Here is an 18,963-nt window from a genome sequence, read left to right on the forward strand (position 1 = left end):
TTATGAGGAAATTTTTCTTGGACGATTCTCAGCAAAGGGGAAGGGCGAAGAAAGGGAAGCATCCAAGATCCAACGATCAACACCCAATGGCACAAGCGTGTGCGGTGGCGCCTCTTCCATTGGATGTTGGATGTTTTGCCTTTGTCGGGCGTTCTGTATGCTCAACGCGCCCCTTCCCAGTCGAGTTCCTCGGAGGTATGTTTTTCCGGGCCGCGGAAGTAGAGGCGCAGGTGCTCCCAGAAGAGGTAGATGACCGGCGTGGTGTAGAGGGTGAGGATTTGCGAGACGATGAGGCCGCCGACGACGGCGATGCCGAGCGGTTGACGCAATTCCGCGCCGACGCCCATGCCGATGGCCAGCGGGACGGCGCCGAGGAGGGCAGCCATGGTGGTCATCATGATCGGGCGGAAGCGGATGATGCAGGCTTTGAAGATGGCTTCTTCCGGGCCCATGTTTTGATGGCGCTCCGCCTCGAGGGCGAAGTCGATCATCATGATGGCGTTTTTCTTCACGATGCCCATGAGCAGGATGATGGCGATGAAGGAGACGAGCGAGAGCTCGGAGTGGAAGAGCATCAACGCGAGGAGCGCACCGAGACCGGCGCTGGGCAGCGTGGAGAGAATGGTGATCGGGTGAATGAGGCTCTCGTAGAGCATGCCGAGCACGATGTAGACGGTGATGAGCGCGGCGAGGATGAGGATGGGCAGACTGGAGAGTGATTGCTGGAAGACCTGCGCGGTGCCCTGGAAACTGCCGTTGATCGAGGACGGCATATTCAGCTCGTGCTTGGTTTGCTCGACGATTTCGGTCGCCTGTCCGAGCGAGATGCCCGGCGCGAGATTGAAGGAAATCGTCGCGCAGGGGAATTGACCCTGGTGGCTGACGGTGAGATACGCGTTGCTTGTTTGGAACTTGGAGACCGAGGAGAGCGGCACCAGAGCCCCGGTGGTGGATTTGACGTAGATCTGATTGAGATATTTCGGATCGGTCTGGAATTTCGGATCGACCTCGAGAATCACGTGATGCTGGTTGTATTGCTCGTAGAGCGTCGAGACCTGCCGCTGACCGAAGGCATCGTAGAGCGTGTTGTCGACATCGATGGGAGACACCCCGAGGCGGGAGGCCGCATCGCGGTCCACCACGACCGTGGTCTGCAGACCGCGGGTCTGCAGATCGCTATCGATATCCTTGATCTCCGGATGCTTGGCGAGTGCCGCCATGAGCTTCGGCGTCCATTGGTTGAGGTCTTCGAGATCGCCGCTCTGCAGCGCGTATTGATACTGTCCTTTGCTGCCGCCACGGCTGCCCACGCGAATGTCCTGGTCGGGGCTGAGGATGAGCCGGATGCCTTCGATGCCCGCGGTTTTTTTGCGGATGCGCGCAATGACTTCATCCGCGCTGAGCTTGCGCTCGGATTTCGGTTTGAGGCTGAGGAAGAAGCTGCCGTTGTTCACGCTGCTGCTGCGATAGCCGCTGCCGATGAAGGAGCTGAAAGTATCGATGGCCGGATCTTCCAACAGAATCTGCGAGATGCGCCCCTGAAGCTTGACCATCTGCGGGAAGGAAACGTCCTGACCGGCGACCGTCGTGCCGTGCATCTGGCCGGTGTCCTGTTGCGGGAAAAAGCCCTTCGGCACCACCCCGTAAAGCCAGATGGTCATGACGATCGTCATCAGGGTGATGAGGAGCATGGGGAGCTGATGGCGCAGAACCCATTTCAGGCTGCTCTCGTAATGGCTGACCATCCAGTTCAAGCCCGCTTCGCTCCAGCGCTGGATGAAATTCATCTTCTTCGGATGCGCGGCTTCGGCCTTGAGGAAGCGCGAGCACATCATCGGCGTGAGGGTCAGGGAAATGACGCCGGAGACGACAATCGCCGCGCTGAGCGTGACGGCGAATTCGTGGAAGAGACGTCCGATCAAGCCGCCCATGAAAAGCAGCGGACCGAACACGGCGATGAGCGACAGGCTGATCGAGATAATGGTGAAGCCGATTTGTCGCGCGCCCTTGAGTGCGGCCTCCATCGGCTTTTCGCCTTCTTCGACAAAACGAAAGACGTTCTCGATGACGACGATCGCGTCGTCGACCACGAAGCCCACGGAGATGGTTACCGCCATGAGCGAAATGTTGTCGAGGCTGTAGTGCAGCAGGTACATGACGCCGAATGTGCCGGCGAGCGAGAGCGGCACGGTGACACTGGCGATGAAGGTGGGCCAAAAGCGCCGCAGGAAGAGGAAGATGACCATGACCACCAGGGCGATGCTCGCCATGAGCGAGAACTGCACTTCCTCCACCGAGGCGCGGATGGTGATGGTGCGATCGCTGATCACATCGAGGTGCACGCTGGGCGGGAGCCACTTTTCCGTCGTGGGCAGAGCGGCCTTCACGAGATCCGTCGTGGCAATGACGTTGGCGTCGGGTTGCTTGAAGACGATGACCAGCACGGCCGGCTTGGTGCCGGCCCACCCGCCGAGACGGGAGTTCTCGACGCCGTTCACGACGTTGGCCACCGAGCTCAGTTTGATGGGCGTGCCGTTCTTGGTGGCAAGGATGAGATTGCGATACTCGCCGGCTTCGAGGAGTTGGTCGTTGCTGTAGATCGCGTAGGAGGCTTTGTCGCCATCGACGCTGCCTTTCGGCATGTCCACATTCACCTGCTGGAGATAATTGCGGACGTCTTCGAGACTGATCTGGCTGGAAGCCAGAGCCGCGGGATTGACCTGCACCCGCACGGCCGATTTTTCCGCGCCGCTGATGACTACCTGGCCGACGCCCTTCAGCTGCGCGAGTTGCTGGCCGACGATTTCGTCGGCGTACTGGAAGACCTGCGTCGGTTCCCGGGTCTCGCTGGTCATCGCGAGAATGAGGATCGGCGCGTCCGCCGGATTTTGTTTCCGCCAGGAGGGCAGGGTGGGGATGTTGATCGGCAGATCGGCGGCGGCTTCATCAATGGCGCGCTGGACGTCGCGGGCCGCGCCGTCGACCGCGCGATCGAGGTCGAATTGAATGGAGATGCCGGTGGCACCGAGCGAACTGGTAGAGGTCATCTCCGTGATGCCGGAAATTTCACCGAGGCGCCGCTCGAGCGGTGCGGCCAGCGAGGAGGCCACGGTCTGGGGGTCGGCGCCGGGCAAGGACGCGTTAACCGAGATCATCGGGAAATCGACGTGCGGCAACGGGGCGACCGGCAGGAAGTGATAGGCGACGATGCCTAGGAAGAAGAGGCCTCCCGCGAGCAGGAATGTCCCCGCTGGCCGGCGAATGAATGGCTCGGAGATATTCATGTCTACACGCCGACTTCCGGGCGCCGGTTCACGGCCGGCAGGGTCTCTTCATGCAGACCGGGCAGGCCCTTCCGCGCACGCCACTGGCGGACACGGAGGCCCATGCGGTCGAGATAGAGATAGATGACCGGAGTGGTGTAAAGGGTGAGGAATTGCGAGAGCAACAACCCGCCGACGATGGCGATGCCGAGCGGCTTGCGGAGTTCGGAGCCGGTGCCGTTCTCCAGGGCGAGCGGCAGGGCGCCGAGCAACGCGGCGAAGGTGGTCATCATGATCGGGCGGAAACGGAGCAGGCACGCCTGGTAGATGGATTGCTCGGGCGGCAGGCCTTCGTTGCGCTCGGCGTCGAGCGCGAAGTCGATCATCATGATCGCGTTCTTCTTCACGATGCCGATGAGGAGGATGATGCCGATGAGCGCGATGAGCGACATATCGATGTGGAAAATGATGAGCGCGAGCAGCGCACCCACGCCGGCGGAAGGCAACGAGGAGAGAATGGTGATCGGGTGGATGTAGCTCTCATAGAGCACCCCCAGCACGATATAGATGACGACGATGGCCGCGAGGATGAGGAAGGGCTCGCTGGCCAGCGAAGAGCGGAATTCAGCCGCGCTGCCGGAGAAGGAGGTCACCACCGTGTCGGGCAACCCGATTTCCTGCTGGGCTTTCTGGATCGCTTCGATGGCGGCGCCAAGCGAGCTGTTCGGGCTCAGGTTGAAGGAAAGCGTGACGGCGGGGAACTGGCCCTCATGGAGGATGGAGAGCGGCGCGGTGACCGTCTTGAGCGAAGCGAAGGCGCTCAACGGGACCATCTGCCCGGTGGAGCTCTTCACATAGATCTTGGTCAGCGATTCCGGCGTGAGCTGGAAGTGCGGCTCGACCTCGAGGATGACGCGATACTGGTTCAGCTGCGTGAAGATGATCGAGACCTGGCGCTGGCCAAAGGCGTCGTAAAGCGTGTCGTCGATCGCCTGGGTGAGGACGTTGTAGCGCGAGGCCTGCTCGCGATCGATGTCCACGCTGATCTGCAAGCCGTCCGACTGCTGGTCGCTCGCCGCGTCCGAGAGCTCGGGCAGGGTGCGGAATTTGGCGAGAAGCTTCGGCGCCCACTCGGCGAGTTCTTCTTCATCCGCATCCTCGAGCGTATACTGGTATTGGGTGCGGCTAAGGCGGCTGTCGATCTGCACGTCCTGCACCGCTTGCATGTAGAGGGAAATGCCTTCGACGTTCCTGGTCGCTTCGCGGAGGCGGTTGATGATGGCGCTGGCGTCTTCCTTGCGCTCCTCGCGCGGCTTGAGCTGGATATTCATGCGGCCGCTATTGACCGTGGCATTGACCGCCCCACCGCCGACGAAGGAGCTGACGCTGCGCACATCCGGATCCTGGCGGACGATTTCCGCGATGGCGCGCTGTTTCTCCGCCATGGCCTTGAAGGAGATCGACTGCGCGGAATCCGTGACGCCGAGAATGAGGCCGGTGTCCTGCTGGGGCAGCAGGCCCTTGGGCACGATGATGTAGAGATAGATCGTGGCGACGAGCGTGCCGATGGCCACCATGAGGGTGAAGAATTGATGGGCCATGACCCACTTCAAGCCGGTCTCATAGAGATTGAGCATCGACTGGAACATCTTCTCCGTGGCGTGGTAGAAGCGGCCCTGGTCCTCCTCGCGCTCCGGCTTGAGGAGGCGGGCGCACATCATGGGTGTGAGCGTGAGCGAGACGAAAGCGGAGGCGACGACCGCGATACTGAGTGTGATGGCGAATTCGCGGAACAGGCGGCCGACGATGCCAGTCATGAAGAGCAGCGGGATGAAGACGGCGATGAGCGAGACGGAAAGCGAGATGACGGTGAAGCCGATCTGCTTCGCACCCTTGAGCGCGGCTTCCATGGGCGGATCGCCCATTTCGATGAAGCGCACGATGTTCTCGATCATGACGATGGCGTCATCGACGACGAAGCCGGTCGAGATGGTCAGCGCCATGAGCGAGAGGTTATCAAGGCTGAAACCGATGAGCTTCATGACCCCGAAGGTGCCGATGATCGCGAGCGGCAGGGCGACCGAGGGAATGACCGTTGCCCAGAATTTGCGCAGGAAGACGAAGATCACCGCGACGACGAGGACGACGGTGAGGATGAGCGTGAACTGCACGTCCTTCACCGAAGCGCGGATGGTCTCGGTGCGGTCGGCCAGGATCTCCAGCTTGATCGTCGGCGGCAGCATGGAGCGCAGCTTCGGCAGCAGCGCTTTGATGCGGTCGGCGGTCTCGATGATATTCGCGCCGGGCTGGCGCTGGACATCGAGAATGACCGCGGGAGTGCCATTCACCCAACCAGCGAGACGCACGTTTTCCACGCCATCGACGACCTGGCCGATGTCGCGCAGGCGGACGGGCGCGCCGTTTTTGTAAGCGACGATGACTTCACCGTATTCCTTGGCGGTGAAGATCTGGTCGTTGGCGCCGATCGCGTAGGATTGCTTTGGACCGTCGAAGTTGCCCTTGGGTTGATTGGTATTGTTGTTGGTCAGTGCGGTCCGGATGTCCTCGAGACCCGTGCCGAGCGAGGCGATGGCGGCGGGATTGATGCGCACGCGGACGGCCGGTTTCTGGTTGCCCTCGATGGTGACGAGACCGACGCCGCTGACCTCGCTGAGCTTTTGCGCGAGGATGGTGTCTGCCTTGTCGTTGACCTGCTCGAGAGGCAGCGTATCCGAGGTGAGGACAAGGCTGATGATGGCGGTATCCGCGGGGTTGACCTTGCTGTAGGTGGGGGGATTCGGCATGCCCTTGGGCAACACGCCGGAGGCGGTATTGATCGCGGCCTGCACGTCCTGCGCGGCGCCGTCGATATCGCGGTCGAGGACGAACTGCAGGGTGATGGTGGTGTTCCCGAAGGAGCTGACCGAGGTCATGCTCGAGAGACCGCTGATCTGGCCGAAATTGCGTTCCAGCGGCGTGGTTACCGACGAGGCCATGACGTCCGGGCTGGCGCCGGGATATTGCGCGACCACCTGAATGGTCGGGAAATCGACCGGAGGCAGCGCGGAGATGGGCAGGAGGAAGTACCCCAGCATGCCCATGATGATGACGCCAACCATCAGCAATGTGGTGGCGATGGGCCTCCGGATGAAGGGCTCGGAAATATTCATCGATACACGGCGCGGTGGGCGCCGATCATTTCAATTCACTGCTCTTCTTGTGCCCGCTCTGTCCGTGGCTGCCGGGCTTGGTGCCGGCCGCGGGCGCGCCCGCCGGGCCAGCTCCGCCTCCGTGGGAGACGACGATCTTGGAAACCGTTTTGCAATTTGTACTGGCCATCGACGACGACCTTTTCGCCCTCGGCGAGACCGCTCTCGATCAGCGCTTCGCCATCCTCGGTCTGGGCCATGTCGCCGTTTTCCTTGCGGGTGACTTTGACCTCGCGAATCTGGACCGTCTGGTCATCCTGGACGACGAAGACGTAAGTGCCATTCGGGCCGTGCTGGATGACGCTGGCCGGAACGACGAGGCCATCCTTCTGCGTGCTGAGATGCAGGTGCGCATTGATGAATTCGCCGGGCCAGAGCATGAGGTCCTTGTTCTCGAAGGTCGCCTTGAGCTTGATCGTGCCGGTCGTGATATCGATCTGGTTGTCGATGACGGAGAGCTTGCCGGTGTCGAGCTTGGTCTTGTCGTCGCGGTCCATGGCGAGGACGGCCAGTTCCTTGCCGTCGGCCGTTTCCTTGTGAATGGCGGTGAGCGACTGCTCGGGCAGAGTGAAGATCAGCGAAATGGGATGGAGCTGGGTGATGACGACCAGGCCGGTGGTGTCGGCGGCATGGACGATATTGCCCTGGTCGACGAGGCGAATGCCGGTGCGGCCATCGAGCGGAGAAACGATGGTGGTGTAGTTGAGGTTCACCTTGGCGCTTTCCACTGCGGCGGTGTCGTTGGCCACGGTGCCTTCAAACTGGGCGACGAGCGCTTTCTGGGTGTCGTACTGCTGGGAAGAAATGACCTTCTTGGCGACGAGATCGGCGTAACGATCGTAGTCCAGCTTGGCGTTGTTGAGTTGGGCCTGGTCCTGTTTCAGTTTGGCTTGGGCCTGCTCGACCGCGGCCTTGTAGGGCGCCTGGTCGATGATGGCGAGGACGTCACCGGCCTTCACGTCCTGGCCTTCCTCAAATGCCACCTTTTCCAATTGGCCATCCACCCGCGTGCGGACGGTGACGGTATTCAAAGCCTGGATGGTGCCGATGCCCTCGAGATAGATTGGCACATCCTTTTTGGTGACTGCGCCGACAACGACGGGCACAGGACCACCCGCGCCGCGGCCTTTCCCGCCCGAGCCTGTGGTAGCGGTGGATGCGGGGCGATGGGTGTAAAACCAGATTCCTCCGAGGACGAGGGCGAGCAGGATCACCCAAATCAGCCAGCCACCTTTCTTCGGTTCGGGTTGTTGGAGATTGGGCCGGGGCTTGGCAGGCGTGGGCTCCAGTTCGATGTAATTGGCCATGGGACGGATGAGGATGGAGGTGAAAACTAGTTTTGGAGACTGCCGGCGCTCGCCTTCAGGAGACGGGCCGCATTGGTTTCCGGGGGAACGTCGGAGAAGATGCCGCGAAGGATCCGCATGGAATCGGCGATGCACGCCCGGTCCTCGAGTGGGACTTCCGCGACACGCTCCGTAAGAAAATCGGCGGTGGCCTCCCGGACGGCGGCAAACTTCTCTTTTCCGGCGGGGCTGAGCTTCAGGACGACCTTGCGGCGGTCCTCGAGGTCGTTTTCCCGCGAGACCAGGTCGGCGTTGACGAGGGCGTCCACCAGTTTGGAGGTCGCGGAGAGGGTGAGGACGAGGAAATTGGCCACGTCGCCGAGCATGGCTCCTTCATTGCGTCCAAGGAAAGCGAGAGCGCGAAATTGGGGCATCGAGAGCTCTGGACTGCTGTTGGAGCGGACCTTGGAGCGGATGACGCGCATCATGAGAGGGACGACGTCGAGCAGTTCAGCAGCGCAATCTCGAGGAGGAAGGTTCATTGATTGAGTCTGGTATTAATGTCGCAATTCAACTATTGAACTACTCAACTATCGAATTGTTGCTTTCTTTGGATGTGAATTTTGCTTTTTTTATTCGCGACCCAGTAACGCAGCGCGAGACGTCAGGAGGGAATCCAGAAGCACCGCCCAGCTTATGCCTTTTTTGTGGCGCGACACCTAGACATCAATCGTAGTGATTATCGCTACATTAGCCAGTTTTTGTCAGTTTTTGGAAAATTGGGGATAAACCAACGGAGCGGTCTTGCCCTCCAACACGGCGATCGCGTGGGTCAGGATCCGGTTGGTATAAAAGGGATAGCTTTTGGCGTCGGTGTTTCCGGCGACCTTTTCCTGGACCTGCTTCATGATGGGCAGCGAAGGGCGGGCGATTTCGCCGAGGCGATCGAGGACGTTGCCCGCTTGGAGCGCAAACTGCGGGGTGTCGAGGGCTTGCAGCCGCTTCTCCAAGGTCGGGAGTGCTTCCTTGACCTGGCCCATACGGGCGAGCGCTTCGGCGGCGGCGACTTGCACGGCGCCGGAGTCGTCGTTGAGGTGTTTGCGCAAGGCGGGTGCGGCGGAGGACGCCTTGTCGCCGAGCATCGTGCACCCCTGTGCCGCCCACCAGCGCATGGGTTCGCTGCTGTCCTCGAGCGCTTCGAGGAGAGCGGGAAGATTGGCGAGGTCGCGCTCGGAAGCCTTGGTGGCCAGGGCGTAGACGTTCTCCACGGGCCACGCGCCTTCCTTGTGCGATGCCTCATAGCCTTCGAGCACGGAGCCCTCGGGGAGGAAGCCGTTGTCCTTGTTTTGCAGGACGACGCGTTTCAATTCCGCACGCATTCGTGCCATCACGTCATGATATTTGGAGTCCTTGGCAAGATTGTGGACGCTATCCGGGTCGGTGCTCATCTCGTACAATTCCTCGGTCGGTTTCTCGCCCCAGAATTGCGCGGTGTCCTTTGTTAATTTGCCTTCCGCGGCGACCCGCGCCCATGACTGATAGCCGCGTGCCTTGAACTGATATTCGAGCGGTTGCACGAAGGGCAGGTCGGGCCGGTAATTGTGGACGTAGATGTAATGGCCGTCGGAGATGGAGCGCATCATGTCGTAACGCTCGTCCATGCGGTCGCGGGTGATGTGCACGTATTGAATCGCCGGTGCCTTGGCATTTCCGGCAAAGGCGTGGCCCTGCATGTAATCGGGGATCTTCACGCCTGCGAGCGAGAGCACGGTCTCGGAGAAATCGAGGAAACTTACGGGATCGGAGATGCGCGAGCCCGGGGCCGCGGGTGCGAGGTGGCGCCACTTCGGTGGAAAATAAACGATCAGCGGCACGCTCACGCCGCTTTGCTCGAGGAAGCGTTTGCTGCGGGGCAGCACTCCGCCGTTGTCGCCGTAGTAAAAGATGATGGTGTCATCGGCGAGACCGTCATCGGCGAGCATTTTCAGTTTCGCGGCGATCTGCTCGTCGAGCACGGTCATGTGGTTGTAGTAGCGCGCCCAGTCGGCTCGGATCTCCGGCGTGTCCGGTTGGTAAGCTGGAATGCGCACCTTCGCCGGGTCCATTGGCGGAAAATCGAGGGGCAGCTCTTTCTCGGGAAAGAGGCAGCTCTCGTGGGTGACTTCATGATTGAAGACGCTGAAGAAAGGCTGCTTGGGATCGGGGCGATTGCGCCAGTGGGCTTTCTTCCCCTGGTCCACCCATGCTTCCGGAATGCTGATCGGCGAATTGTAGTCGGTCTTCGCGTTATTCGAGGTGAAGTAGCCAGCCTGGCGGAGATAAGTGGGAAAGCCGTGCAGCCAATCGGGAATCTTGCCGTTGGCGCGCATGTGCTCCGCCGGACCGCAGGTGGTGGGATACATCCCGGTGATCAAGGTGAAACGTGAGGGCGCACACACCGGCCAGGCATAGCAGCGCTCGTAGAGCACGCCTTCCTTGGCGAGTTTATCCAGCGTCGGTGTGTGGGCTAGCGGGTCGCCGTAACATCCGAGGAAGGGATTGTTGTCCTCGCTCACGACCCAAAGGATGTTCGGGCGATCCGCGGCGAAGGCAAGGTTGGCGGTTAAGGCCAGCGCGAGGAGGAGTTTGCCGAGAAGTTTCATGGGAAATGGGATAGGAGGGATGAGGTAGTCGGCTATTTTTTGAGCGTGAGAAAGACGAGGCGCACGTCCATCACGCTCTTGCCCGGAATTTGCGGGGCGCGCAGCGTCAATTCACCGCGGCCCTTGGTGAGTTCGATATCTCCCAGCTTGAGCGGTTTGAAATCTTTCACAAATGACTCCTGGTCGCGCGGCGCGCGGTCGCGTTCCATGCCGTGCAAGGGCGGATCGTTGGCCTCCGTCACCTTGCTCTCGAGACGCTTGCCCTGAAAGGAAAGCTCCACGGTGGAGCCAGCATCTGCCGCGGGCACCGTGTAGTAAACGACTGCTTCGTATTTGCCGGTCGTGCCGACGTCGATGTCCCATGTGATGCTATCCTCCGGACTGGTCCAGTGGGTGAAATAGGAACAGTTCGGCGCCCTGGAACTGCGTTGGATGCCGCCGTGGGGGATGCCATCGCGCGCGGGCAATTGGGTAAAGGGGTAAGCGGTATAGCCGACGGTAAACGGCCGGTCGTCTTTGGCCAGGTAAGGCAACTTCATTTCCTTTTTCCAAGCTTGCATCGCTTGGGAGAGACGCGCGGTTTCCTCGGGATGTTCGGCGGCGACGTTATGATCCTGCACGGGATCGGCCTCCATGTCGAAAAGCGCATTGGCCGAGTCCAGGCGGTAGCGCTGGGTACGCACACTCGTTTTGCCCGCCCAATGCGAGAAGATCATGCGATCGGGCCAGTCTTTGACGTCGCTGGTGAGGAGCGGTTTGAGGCTCACGCCATCGAGCGGCTTGGTGCTGACCGACTGAACGCCGGTAAGCTCCGTGAGGGTGGGAAGCAGGTCGATTGCGCCGGAGATTTGCGGGATGCGTTTGCCTGCTGGGATGTGACCTGGCCAGCGAATGAGAAATGGCACCCGCACTCCGCCTTCGTCGGTCGTGCCCTTCTTTCCTTTCATCTCGCCGTTCCATCGCCACAACGCCGGCCCGTTGTCGCTGAAGTAGATGACGATCGTGTCGTTCTCCAGGTGCAGCTTGTCGAGTTGGGCGAGCAGGCGGCCTACGTTCCAGTCGATATTCTCGCACATGGCGAGGATGGCACGCGTGTCGGCGATTTTCTCCTGCTGTGGATTCCGGGCGCGCAGCTTGAGGTCCATGTTGGAGAACTTGTCGAACCACCGATCCGGGACCTGCAGCGGGGTGTGCGGCGTATTGAACGGAACGTAGCAGAAGAAGGGGCGGTCTTTGTTCTGCTCGATGAAGTCCATCGCGTGCTGGGTAAAGTCGTCGATCAGGAAGCCGTGACTTTGCACGATCTGCCCATTGTGCTCGATCGGGGCATCGAAGTAATCGCCCCAATGTCCGGAGCAGAAGCCGTAGTATTCGTCAAAGCCGCGGGCGTTGGGATGATAGGGATACTGCATGCCATTGTGCCATTTTCCGAAGGCGCCGGTGGCGTAACCGGCCGCCTTGAACGCCTCGGCAATCGTGCGCTCGTCGAGATTCAAGCGTTCGCCGCCCGAAGACACCCCATGCACACCGCCGCGCAGATGATAGCGCCCGGTGAGAAACTCGGCGCGCGTGGGCGAACAGACCGGGCAGACGAAGAAGTGATCGAGGAGCGCGCCAGTGGTGGCCAGCGAGTCGATATTCGGCGTGGAGAGGTTGGTATTGCCATTGATGCTGAGGTCTCCCCATGCCTGGTCATCTGCCAACACAATGAGGACATTGGGTTTCTTTTGGTCCGCGGCTTGCGAGCCGACGGCGAGGGAGAGCGACAGCAGGATGGCGAGTAGACGGATCGTGCGCATGGAAAGTGAACGGGGTGAGACGAATTATTGAGCGGTGCTGGTGGGCGCTTTATCGAAGCCCATCTGCTTGAGCTCTTCCGGCGTCGGCCCGCCGCCGAATTGTTTCCAGTAGAGGACCTTGAACGGATTCATTCCGGAATAGTGGGCGTGCTCGTTGACCATCATCGGCACCACCGACGCCCACCAGCGATCGTATTCCGCATCGAGGCGCGTGACGACATCCGGGTGCTCCGCCACCACGTCGTGGTCCTCGCCGATATCCTTCGAGACATCGAACAGCTTCCAGCCTTTTTCGCGTGGTTTGCCGGGAGGCCCATCGCTGACCAAATGCCACTGACCACTGCGCACCGAGCAAGCGGCGTATTTGTAAGCCTGCACATCCGCGCCCTTCGGCCAGCGGCCTACATGGGTGAAGAGCACCCGCTCCGGCCACGGCGCATTCCCATCCCGCAGCAGGGGAAGGAGGCTGCGTCCATCCACTTGCTTCTGTGCTTTCTCATTGGGCGTCGCTCCGGCGAGTTCCGCGAGCGTGGGAAAGAAATCGATATTCGACGCCAGCCCCGCCGCGTCGTGTGGGGCGAAGGTGTCGGACCACCGCCAAAGCGACACGGCGCGCGTGCCGCCCAGCCAGGCGCTGCCTTTGCTGCCGCGCATGCCGGCGTTGAAGACCTTGCAAGCGGGTCCGTGGCCGCCGTTGTCGTTCATGAAGACGACCAGCGTATCCTTGGCGATGCCCCATTCATCGAGCTTCGCCAGCACGCGGCCGACGTTCTCGTCGATGTTGGCGACCATCCCGAAGTAAGTCGCGAGATGATCGTCGACCTTGCCCTCGTACGGCTTCTTGTATTCGTCGGGGCAGGAGACTGGGACGTGTGCCGCGTTGTAAGGAATGTAGCAGAAGAATGGCTGCTTACCTTTCACCGACTCCATCCAATGGATCGCCTGGTTCGTGAAAATATCCGTGCAAAAGCCCTGGGTCTTTTCAAAGCTTCCGTTGTGCAGGATCGCCGGGTTGAAATAGGTATTGCCCGGCGCATCGCCGCATGAGCCCGGATAAGTCTGTCCGATCCCGCCGCCGCCGTGGATGAAGACTTCATCGAAGCCACGCTGGCCAGGTTGATGATCCGGCTCATCGCCGAGATGCCACTTGCCGAAAATGCCGGTGGTGTAACCCGCGCTCTTGAGGACCTGCGCGATTGTGATGGCATCGGGATTCAAGCGCTCGCGTTCCAGGATGGTGTGCGTGACGCCGTTTTTGAATTCGTGCCGGCCGGTCATCAGCGCTGAACGCGTCGGCGAGCAGGTCGGCGAGACGTGGAAATCGGTGAACCGCACCGCGGCGTTGTAGAGTTTGTCGAGGTGCGGCGTCTTGAGGATCGGGTTGCCCGTCGCGGAAAGATCGCCGTAACCCGTGTCGTCGGCGAGGATGAAGACGATGTTTGGCTTGGATGGAGCTCCCTGCGCAGTCGCGACGACCGCCAGGCAACAGCACAGTACGAGAGAGAAAAGGCGGGGAAACGCGTTCATGGGGAGGATGGGGGTAAAAACTGCCGGGAAGCAGGATCGTTGCGGAGTTTTTGGGGTACGAGACCCAACCCGGCTTCGAGCCCCTTTCTTAATCTTAATCTTTGATCGTTAATCCTTAATCCCCAGACTGGCTGGAGGACTAAGGATTAACGATTAACGATTAAAGATTAAGGATTAAGGATTAAGAATTGCGATTCAGAGGTCCATCTGGTCGCCGCGCTATTGGGATTGAAAACCGCGTAATGCCTGAAACAATCGCCGCCCTTTCCGATTCCTTCCCCAACCCCCGTCATGAAAAGCTCTCCCATTAAACTCCTCTGCTTCTTCGCCTTTGCGCTCCTCTCCGTGGTCTCCTCCGGCTGGGCGGAAAATCCCTTCATCGGACGCTGGGCACTGACGATCCCCGGCGGCGCCGCCGGGTGGCTCGGAGTGGAGGAGAAAGATGGCCAGTTGCACGCGAGCATTCTCTGGGGCGGCGGCAGCGTGGTGCCGGCGGAGGGGGCGAAGGTGGATGGCAATACCTTGACGGTCACCCGGCTTTCCAAGGGCAAAACCGGCCCGGTCACCGAAACGATCACCGCCAATGTGTCCGGCGATGACCTGAAACTCACCACGGTCAAAACGAAAGGCGATGGCCAGGAATTCGGCCGCGCGGATTTCACCGGCAAGCGCATTCCGCCCGTGCCGCCGACGCCCGACCTGTCCAAGGTGAAATACGGCGAGCCGATCACGCTCTTCAACGGCAAGGACCTGACCGGCTGGCGCCTGGTGAATCCGAAATCGGACAACGGCTGGACCGTCGTGGACGGCGTGCTCATGAACCGCATTGAGGCGGGCAAGCATTTCGGCAACCTGCGCACCGATCGCGAATTCGAGGACTTCAACCTCACGCTCGAGACGCGCACCCAGGCGAACAGCAACAGCGGCATTTATCTGCGCGGCATCTACGAAATCCAGGTCGCGGAGACCTACGGCAAGCCGCTCGATCCGCATAACATGGGCGCGCTCTACAGCCGTATCACCCCGAGCGTGGCCGCGGAAAAGCCGATCGGTGAATGGCAGACCTTCGACATCACCCTCGTGGATCGCCACGTCACGGTCATCCTCAATGGCCAGAAGATCATCGACAATCAGCCGGTGCTCGGTTGCACCGGCGGCGCGCTGACCAGCGACGAATCCAAGCCCGGCCCGCTGATGTTGCAGGGCGATCACACCAGTATCGACTACCGCAACATCGTCATCCGCCCGGTGGTGAAGTAAGCGCGGGTCTTAATTTCCAATCAGTGCGCATTGGTTCGGCGCCAAGGTGACGCCGACGGTGCCGCTGCCGATGCTCACGGACTGTGTGGTTCCGCTGGCGTCCACCCACGCATTCGGCGTGGGCGCTTGCCAGGGAACCCAAATCGTTTGCGCGCTGCTGGATGAATTGAATACCGCGGCGGTCTGACGGCCGGATTCCCAAGTCGCCACCCAGCCCGTGTCATTCGGCAGTAAGCTAATGCTTTCCGGCGGCGTGGCAGAAGTGGGGCCAACCCAAACGGCATAGACATAGTTGGCGCCGCTCGCCAGGCCGGACAACGATCCGCTACTCATGATCAGTGCCGGCCAATTAGGGGAGACGTCGTCTTCGTTGTTCATTTCCCGATCTCCCGTGCTCAGCGTGCCGAAGCCTTGCAAGACTTTCACGCGCAGGGAGCCGCTGCGCCATTGGTTGTTTCCTTCCGCCACCAGCACGTTCGGCCCGAGAAGAATCTTGCCCGTCACGGCCGAGGCGGTACTAACCGCGGCGGTGGTGCGCAGACTGACGAGCCCGATACTGCCTTCTCCCGCGGCTCGCCACACCTGCGTCACTTGCATGGCGGTAGCCGGAGTGGATGGGGTGGGAATGCCATTGATATACGTCGGCTGCAGCGTGTAACGCACGCCCAGCCCACCTCCGGTTCCGGGTTCCATCGCGAGCCCTACTTGATCGGAGGCTTGCGAGAGCGACCAGGCAAAGGGATTGCTGCTCGTCTCCACGGCGATTTCCGCGCCACGGAAGGTGTCGGTGAGCGGCGGAAAATTCGTCGCACTCGTCATCAGCCCGCCAGTGAAGGTATTCCGCAGTCCGTGTCCCTGACAGACTCCGAAGTACCATTGGTCTGCACGCCCGCGAATGCCGACGATATTCTTGTCCTGCACCACGAAGTTATTCGCGATGGGGGTGCCTGCGCCGGTGCCACTCCAGTAAGAGGCGGCGTAGATGCCGAGCATGCCGAGATCGTGCGAGGGAGTTCGGGCCAGATTTTGCCAGAGGAGCCATTGGTTTTCCGGATCGCCCGTCCCTCCCGCAGCGATGGCGATACCTGCCAGAATTTCATCGTTCGGCGCGGGATACCAGTAGTCCTTCCACCAGGCATCGCTCCAGTAATCCATCTGCCCCTCGGCCGTCATGGTGAGCGGGAAGTAATTCACCGTCGCTCGCAGAATCGCGGTGGCGGTCGGGTCGTTGGTCAGATAAGCGTAACGGGCGATGATGAAGAGATCGGTCGCATGATAAACGGGTGATTCGTTTTCCTGTCCGATATAGTGAATGCCGCCATCTGGGAGCAGATTGCTTTGCACCTCCATCATCAGTTGCTTGGCGCTATTCAGGTCGCTCGAGTTATTGAAGAGCAACGAATCGGAGGAGAGTGCCAGGATGAGGGCGACATAGACGTCCTGGTTCGCGTAGTGACCCGCGGTGGGAGCGCCATACCCACTGCGCTGATAGGCGACGGCAGCGCCGAGCTTGGTGGACCAACTCGGCCAAAGGTTATCCACGGTCTGGTTATGCAAATGGCGCAGCAGATACATGGAATCGAGGAGCGGCCCGAGAGTGAATCGATTGACATTGGCATCGCCGTCCAACGGAGAGCCTTGTTCCCACCACCAGCCGCCGGCGTTGCATTGGACGAGCAGCCATTGGATGCAAGCGGTGCAGTAATTCAGCAGATCGGTCCGGACATTTGCGGGGACCGTGGTGTAATAAGGCGAACGCGGATCCGCGACCGCATAAGCGACCGGCAATAGACCTTCCGCGACGGAGCGGTACTGCCAGGTGGTTGTGACCGTGGGAGCTTGAAAGGCGGCCAGGGTGGTCGCGTAGGTGGTTTTGTTCCATTCGAGGAAGGGATTGTTCAGTGAGGTCTGCGCCTTGGCCTTCCAGTTATTCGTATTGGTCGTCAGCCACGGTGCCGATGGAGGAGTCGGGAGCGCCGTGCCGGAAACATGCAAGGTCGGCGGCGTCAGAGTTCCTTCGCGCGCTCCGAAGCTGCTGTTCAGCGACCAGTTATTTGTATTCCGCGCCAGCATGATGGTGACTTTTCCGTTGGTATCGTCGGCCAGGAAGTTGAGCAGTTCCGGACTGGAGAATCGCACTGTCTCGCCATTGCCCGTCTCGGAGGTGAAATTGAAACTCCCGAGGTAAACCGCGGCGTTCGGGTCGAAGGAGGCGAGCGGTTCGTTGGCGGGGGCGTTGTTCCATGTGATGCCACCGGAACCGCTCTCGATCCACCCGGGGGAATCTCCGGTGACGCCATCGCGCAGCCCATAGACATCGAAACGCAGGGGCGCGGCGGTGCTCCATCCCGCTGTGGTCAAAGTGAGGCTGGCATCCGTCATTCCGGGATCGGTGAAGAGGCTCGTATCGAAGCGCAGATACGCCTTGCGGTTCCCATTGTCATTCGCCGTGCCGGCGGTCTTCACCGGTAGCACGGAGAGGGTGCCGTAGTTGGTATCGGCATTCGTGCCATCGTTGACATAGGTATCCGCACCGCCGCCCGATCCCGTTGAGAGTGCGAACGCGTGCCCGTTCGCTACCGGCACGGCGTCCAGGAGAAGAGTGGGCGGTGTGCTGCTCTCGGCCGAAGCGAAGCCGGAGTTCAACGAACCATTTGAAGTGTCCCGCGCGATCATGAGGGTCACTTGCTTGTTCGCGTCTTCCTTCAGGAAATCGATCAAGTCCGGCGACGAGAAACAGATTTTTTCTCCGCTGCCCGCGGTGGAGGTGAAGGTAAAGCTGCCGAGGAAGCGGGCGTCGCTGGTGAAGGGGATGGGCCCTGGAGCGGGCCCAGCAGGCTGGGGCGTATTCGCCGGCGCGTTGTTCCACGTTAGCGTGGACGCCGTCCAGCCATTGTTCGCATCACCGGCCGTGCCGTCGCGAAGACCATAAACGCTGAAGGTCATCGGACTGCCCGTGGTGAAACCGCTCGTGCGGAGCACCAGTCCGGCGTAGTCGAAGGTTACGGGCTGAGTGAGGCTGCTGAGATCGAATCGGAGATACGCTTTGCGATTCAGTCCGACATTCGGGACGCCACTTTTCACCAGCAGATAGCCGGCTCCGTCGTAAGCGATGTCCGGGTTCGTGTCCCAAACGAAGCTGTCGCCGGCCACTCCGGAACCCGTGCCAGTGCTGAACGCTTGGGTGGCACTGGCGTCGATGGTCAACGTTGGCCCAGACCCACTTTCGTGGGAGTTGAAGGAGGTATTGTCGGCCGCGTTCGTGTCCACACGGCTCAGGCACAACGTCACCAACTTGTTGGTGTCATTGTTCAGAAAGGTAATGAGCTCCGGACTGGTAAAGCTCACCACCTGGGCGCTCGCCGAGCCGATGACGGTGAATGTCCCAAGTGGAATTGCATCGCTCAAAAAGCCATCCGGGCTCGCGGTGTCGTTGGCCGGGGCGTTGTTCCAGGTAATCGAGCTTTCATCCCAACCGCCGCCGACATCGCCAGCCGAGAGATCACGAAGGCCGTAGACCGAGAAGGTGACGGCTGTGCCCACGGGCCAGCCCGTCGTCGCGGTTAACTTGAAGCTGGCCGAGGTAAACCCTCCGGTGGGAGCGCTACCAAGGTTGAAGCGGATGTACGTCTTGCGATCGAGGCCGTTGACCGTAGGGCCGCCCTGCTTGACCGCGAGGACGGATTGCGTCCCGTAGTTGGTATCCGCACTAGTCCCGCTGGCTTGGACATACGCATCGGCAGCAGCCGTGATCGGAGATTGCGCCTGCACGACTGGGGTGAGGAAGAACAGCGCCAGTACTCCGCAAGCCAGGCGGATGAGTGCGCGTTGAAAAAGGGGACGGGCGCTGAGTGGGGGGAAGCATCGCATGGGAGCAAGCTTGCTCCTATTGCGAAAGGGGCATCTTGTATGGTCATGGCGCGGTTGTGTAAAATCCGCTCATGCCTCATCCGGTCACGAAAGCGGCTTTCCGTAGG

Annotated in this window: 9 protein-coding genes; 1 reads left to right on the plus strand and 8 read right to left on the minus strand. The window is 60.7% G+C overall.

What is annotated here, in order from left to right:
• Positions 1-161: 161 nt before the first annotated feature.
• The 7 genes from CFE428DRAFT_RS09290 to CFE428DRAFT_RS09320 all read right to left on the minus strand — a co-directional run bounded on the left by CFE428DRAFT_RS09290 (position 162) and on the right by CFE428DRAFT_RS09320 (position 13,726).
• Positions 162-3,284 (minus strand): efflux RND transporter permease subunit, encoded by a 3,123-nt coding sequence (locus CFE428DRAFT_RS09290; RefSeq protein ID WP_006979261.1) that lies wholly within the window; start codon positions 3,282-3,284, stop codon positions 162-164.
• 2 nt (positions 3,285-3,286) lie between these two features.
• Positions 3,287-6,433 (minus strand): multidrug efflux RND transporter permease subunit, encoded by a 3,147-nt coding sequence (locus CFE428DRAFT_RS09295; RefSeq protein WP_006979262.1) that lies wholly within the window; start codon positions 6,431-6,433, stop codon positions 3,287-3,289.
• 35 nt (positions 6,434-6,468) lie between these two features.
• Entirely contained in the window at positions 6,469-7,779 is a 1,311-nt protein-coding gene (locus tag CFE428DRAFT_RS09300; RefSeq protein ID WP_006979263.1) for an efflux RND transporter periplasmic adaptor subunit, read from the minus strand.
• A 26-nt stretch (positions 7,780-7,805) separates the two neighbouring features.
• Positions 7,806-8,300: a MarR family winged helix-turn-helix transcriptional regulator gene (locus CFE428DRAFT_RS33320; protein WP_083805047.1), complete on the minus strand. Its 495-nt coding sequence runs from the start codon at positions 8,298-8,300 to the stop codon at positions 7,806-7,808.
• Between the two features lie 222 nt (positions 8,301-8,522).
• Positions 8,523-10,400 carry a sulfatase-like hydrolase/transferase gene (locus tag CFE428DRAFT_RS09310; protein ID WP_006979265.1) on the minus strand — a complete coding sequence of 626 codons (1,878 nt, stop codon included), beginning with the start codon at positions 10,398-10,400 and terminating at the stop codon, positions 8,523-8,525.
• Between the two features lie 32 nt (positions 10,401-10,432).
• Positions 10,433-12,199 carry an arylsulfatase gene (locus CFE428DRAFT_RS09315; RefSeq protein ID WP_006979266.1) on the minus strand — a complete coding sequence of 589 codons (1,767 nt, stop codon included), beginning with the start codon at positions 12,197-12,199 and terminating at the stop codon, positions 10,433-10,435.
• Between the two features lie 24 nt (positions 12,200-12,223).
• The gene (locus CFE428DRAFT_RS09320) at positions 12,224-13,726 is read right to left on the minus strand and encodes an arylsulfatase (protein ID WP_006979267.1); all 1,503 of its coding nucleotides are present in this window, start codon (positions 13,724-13,726) and stop codon (positions 12,224-12,226) included.
• 291 nt (positions 13,727-14,017) lie between these two features.
• Between CFE428DRAFT_RS09320 and CFE428DRAFT_RS09325 the strand changes: the two genes are divergently transcribed.
• Complete coding sequence (locus CFE428DRAFT_RS09325; protein ID WP_006979268.1) at positions 14,018-14,986, plus strand: 3-keto-disaccharide hydrolase; 969 nt, start codon at positions 14,018-14,020, stop codon at positions 14,984-14,986.
• Between the two features lie 9 nt (positions 14,987-14,995).
• Here the strand turns inward: CFE428DRAFT_RS09325 and CFE428DRAFT_RS09330 are convergent, their stop codons facing one another.
• On the minus strand, positions 14,996-18,856 hold the full coding sequence (locus tag CFE428DRAFT_RS09330) for a CBM96 family carbohydrate-binding protein (protein WP_006979269.1): 3,861 nt from the start codon (positions 18,854-18,856) through the stop codon (positions 14,996-14,998).
• Between the last annotated feature and the right edge of the window lie 107 nt (positions 18,857-18,963).

The organism is Chthoniobacter flavus Ellin428 (assembly GCF_000173075.1).
Classification (GTDB): Bacteria; Verrucomicrobiota; Verrucomicrobiia; order Chthoniobacterales; family Chthoniobacteraceae; genus Chthoniobacter; species Chthoniobacter flavus.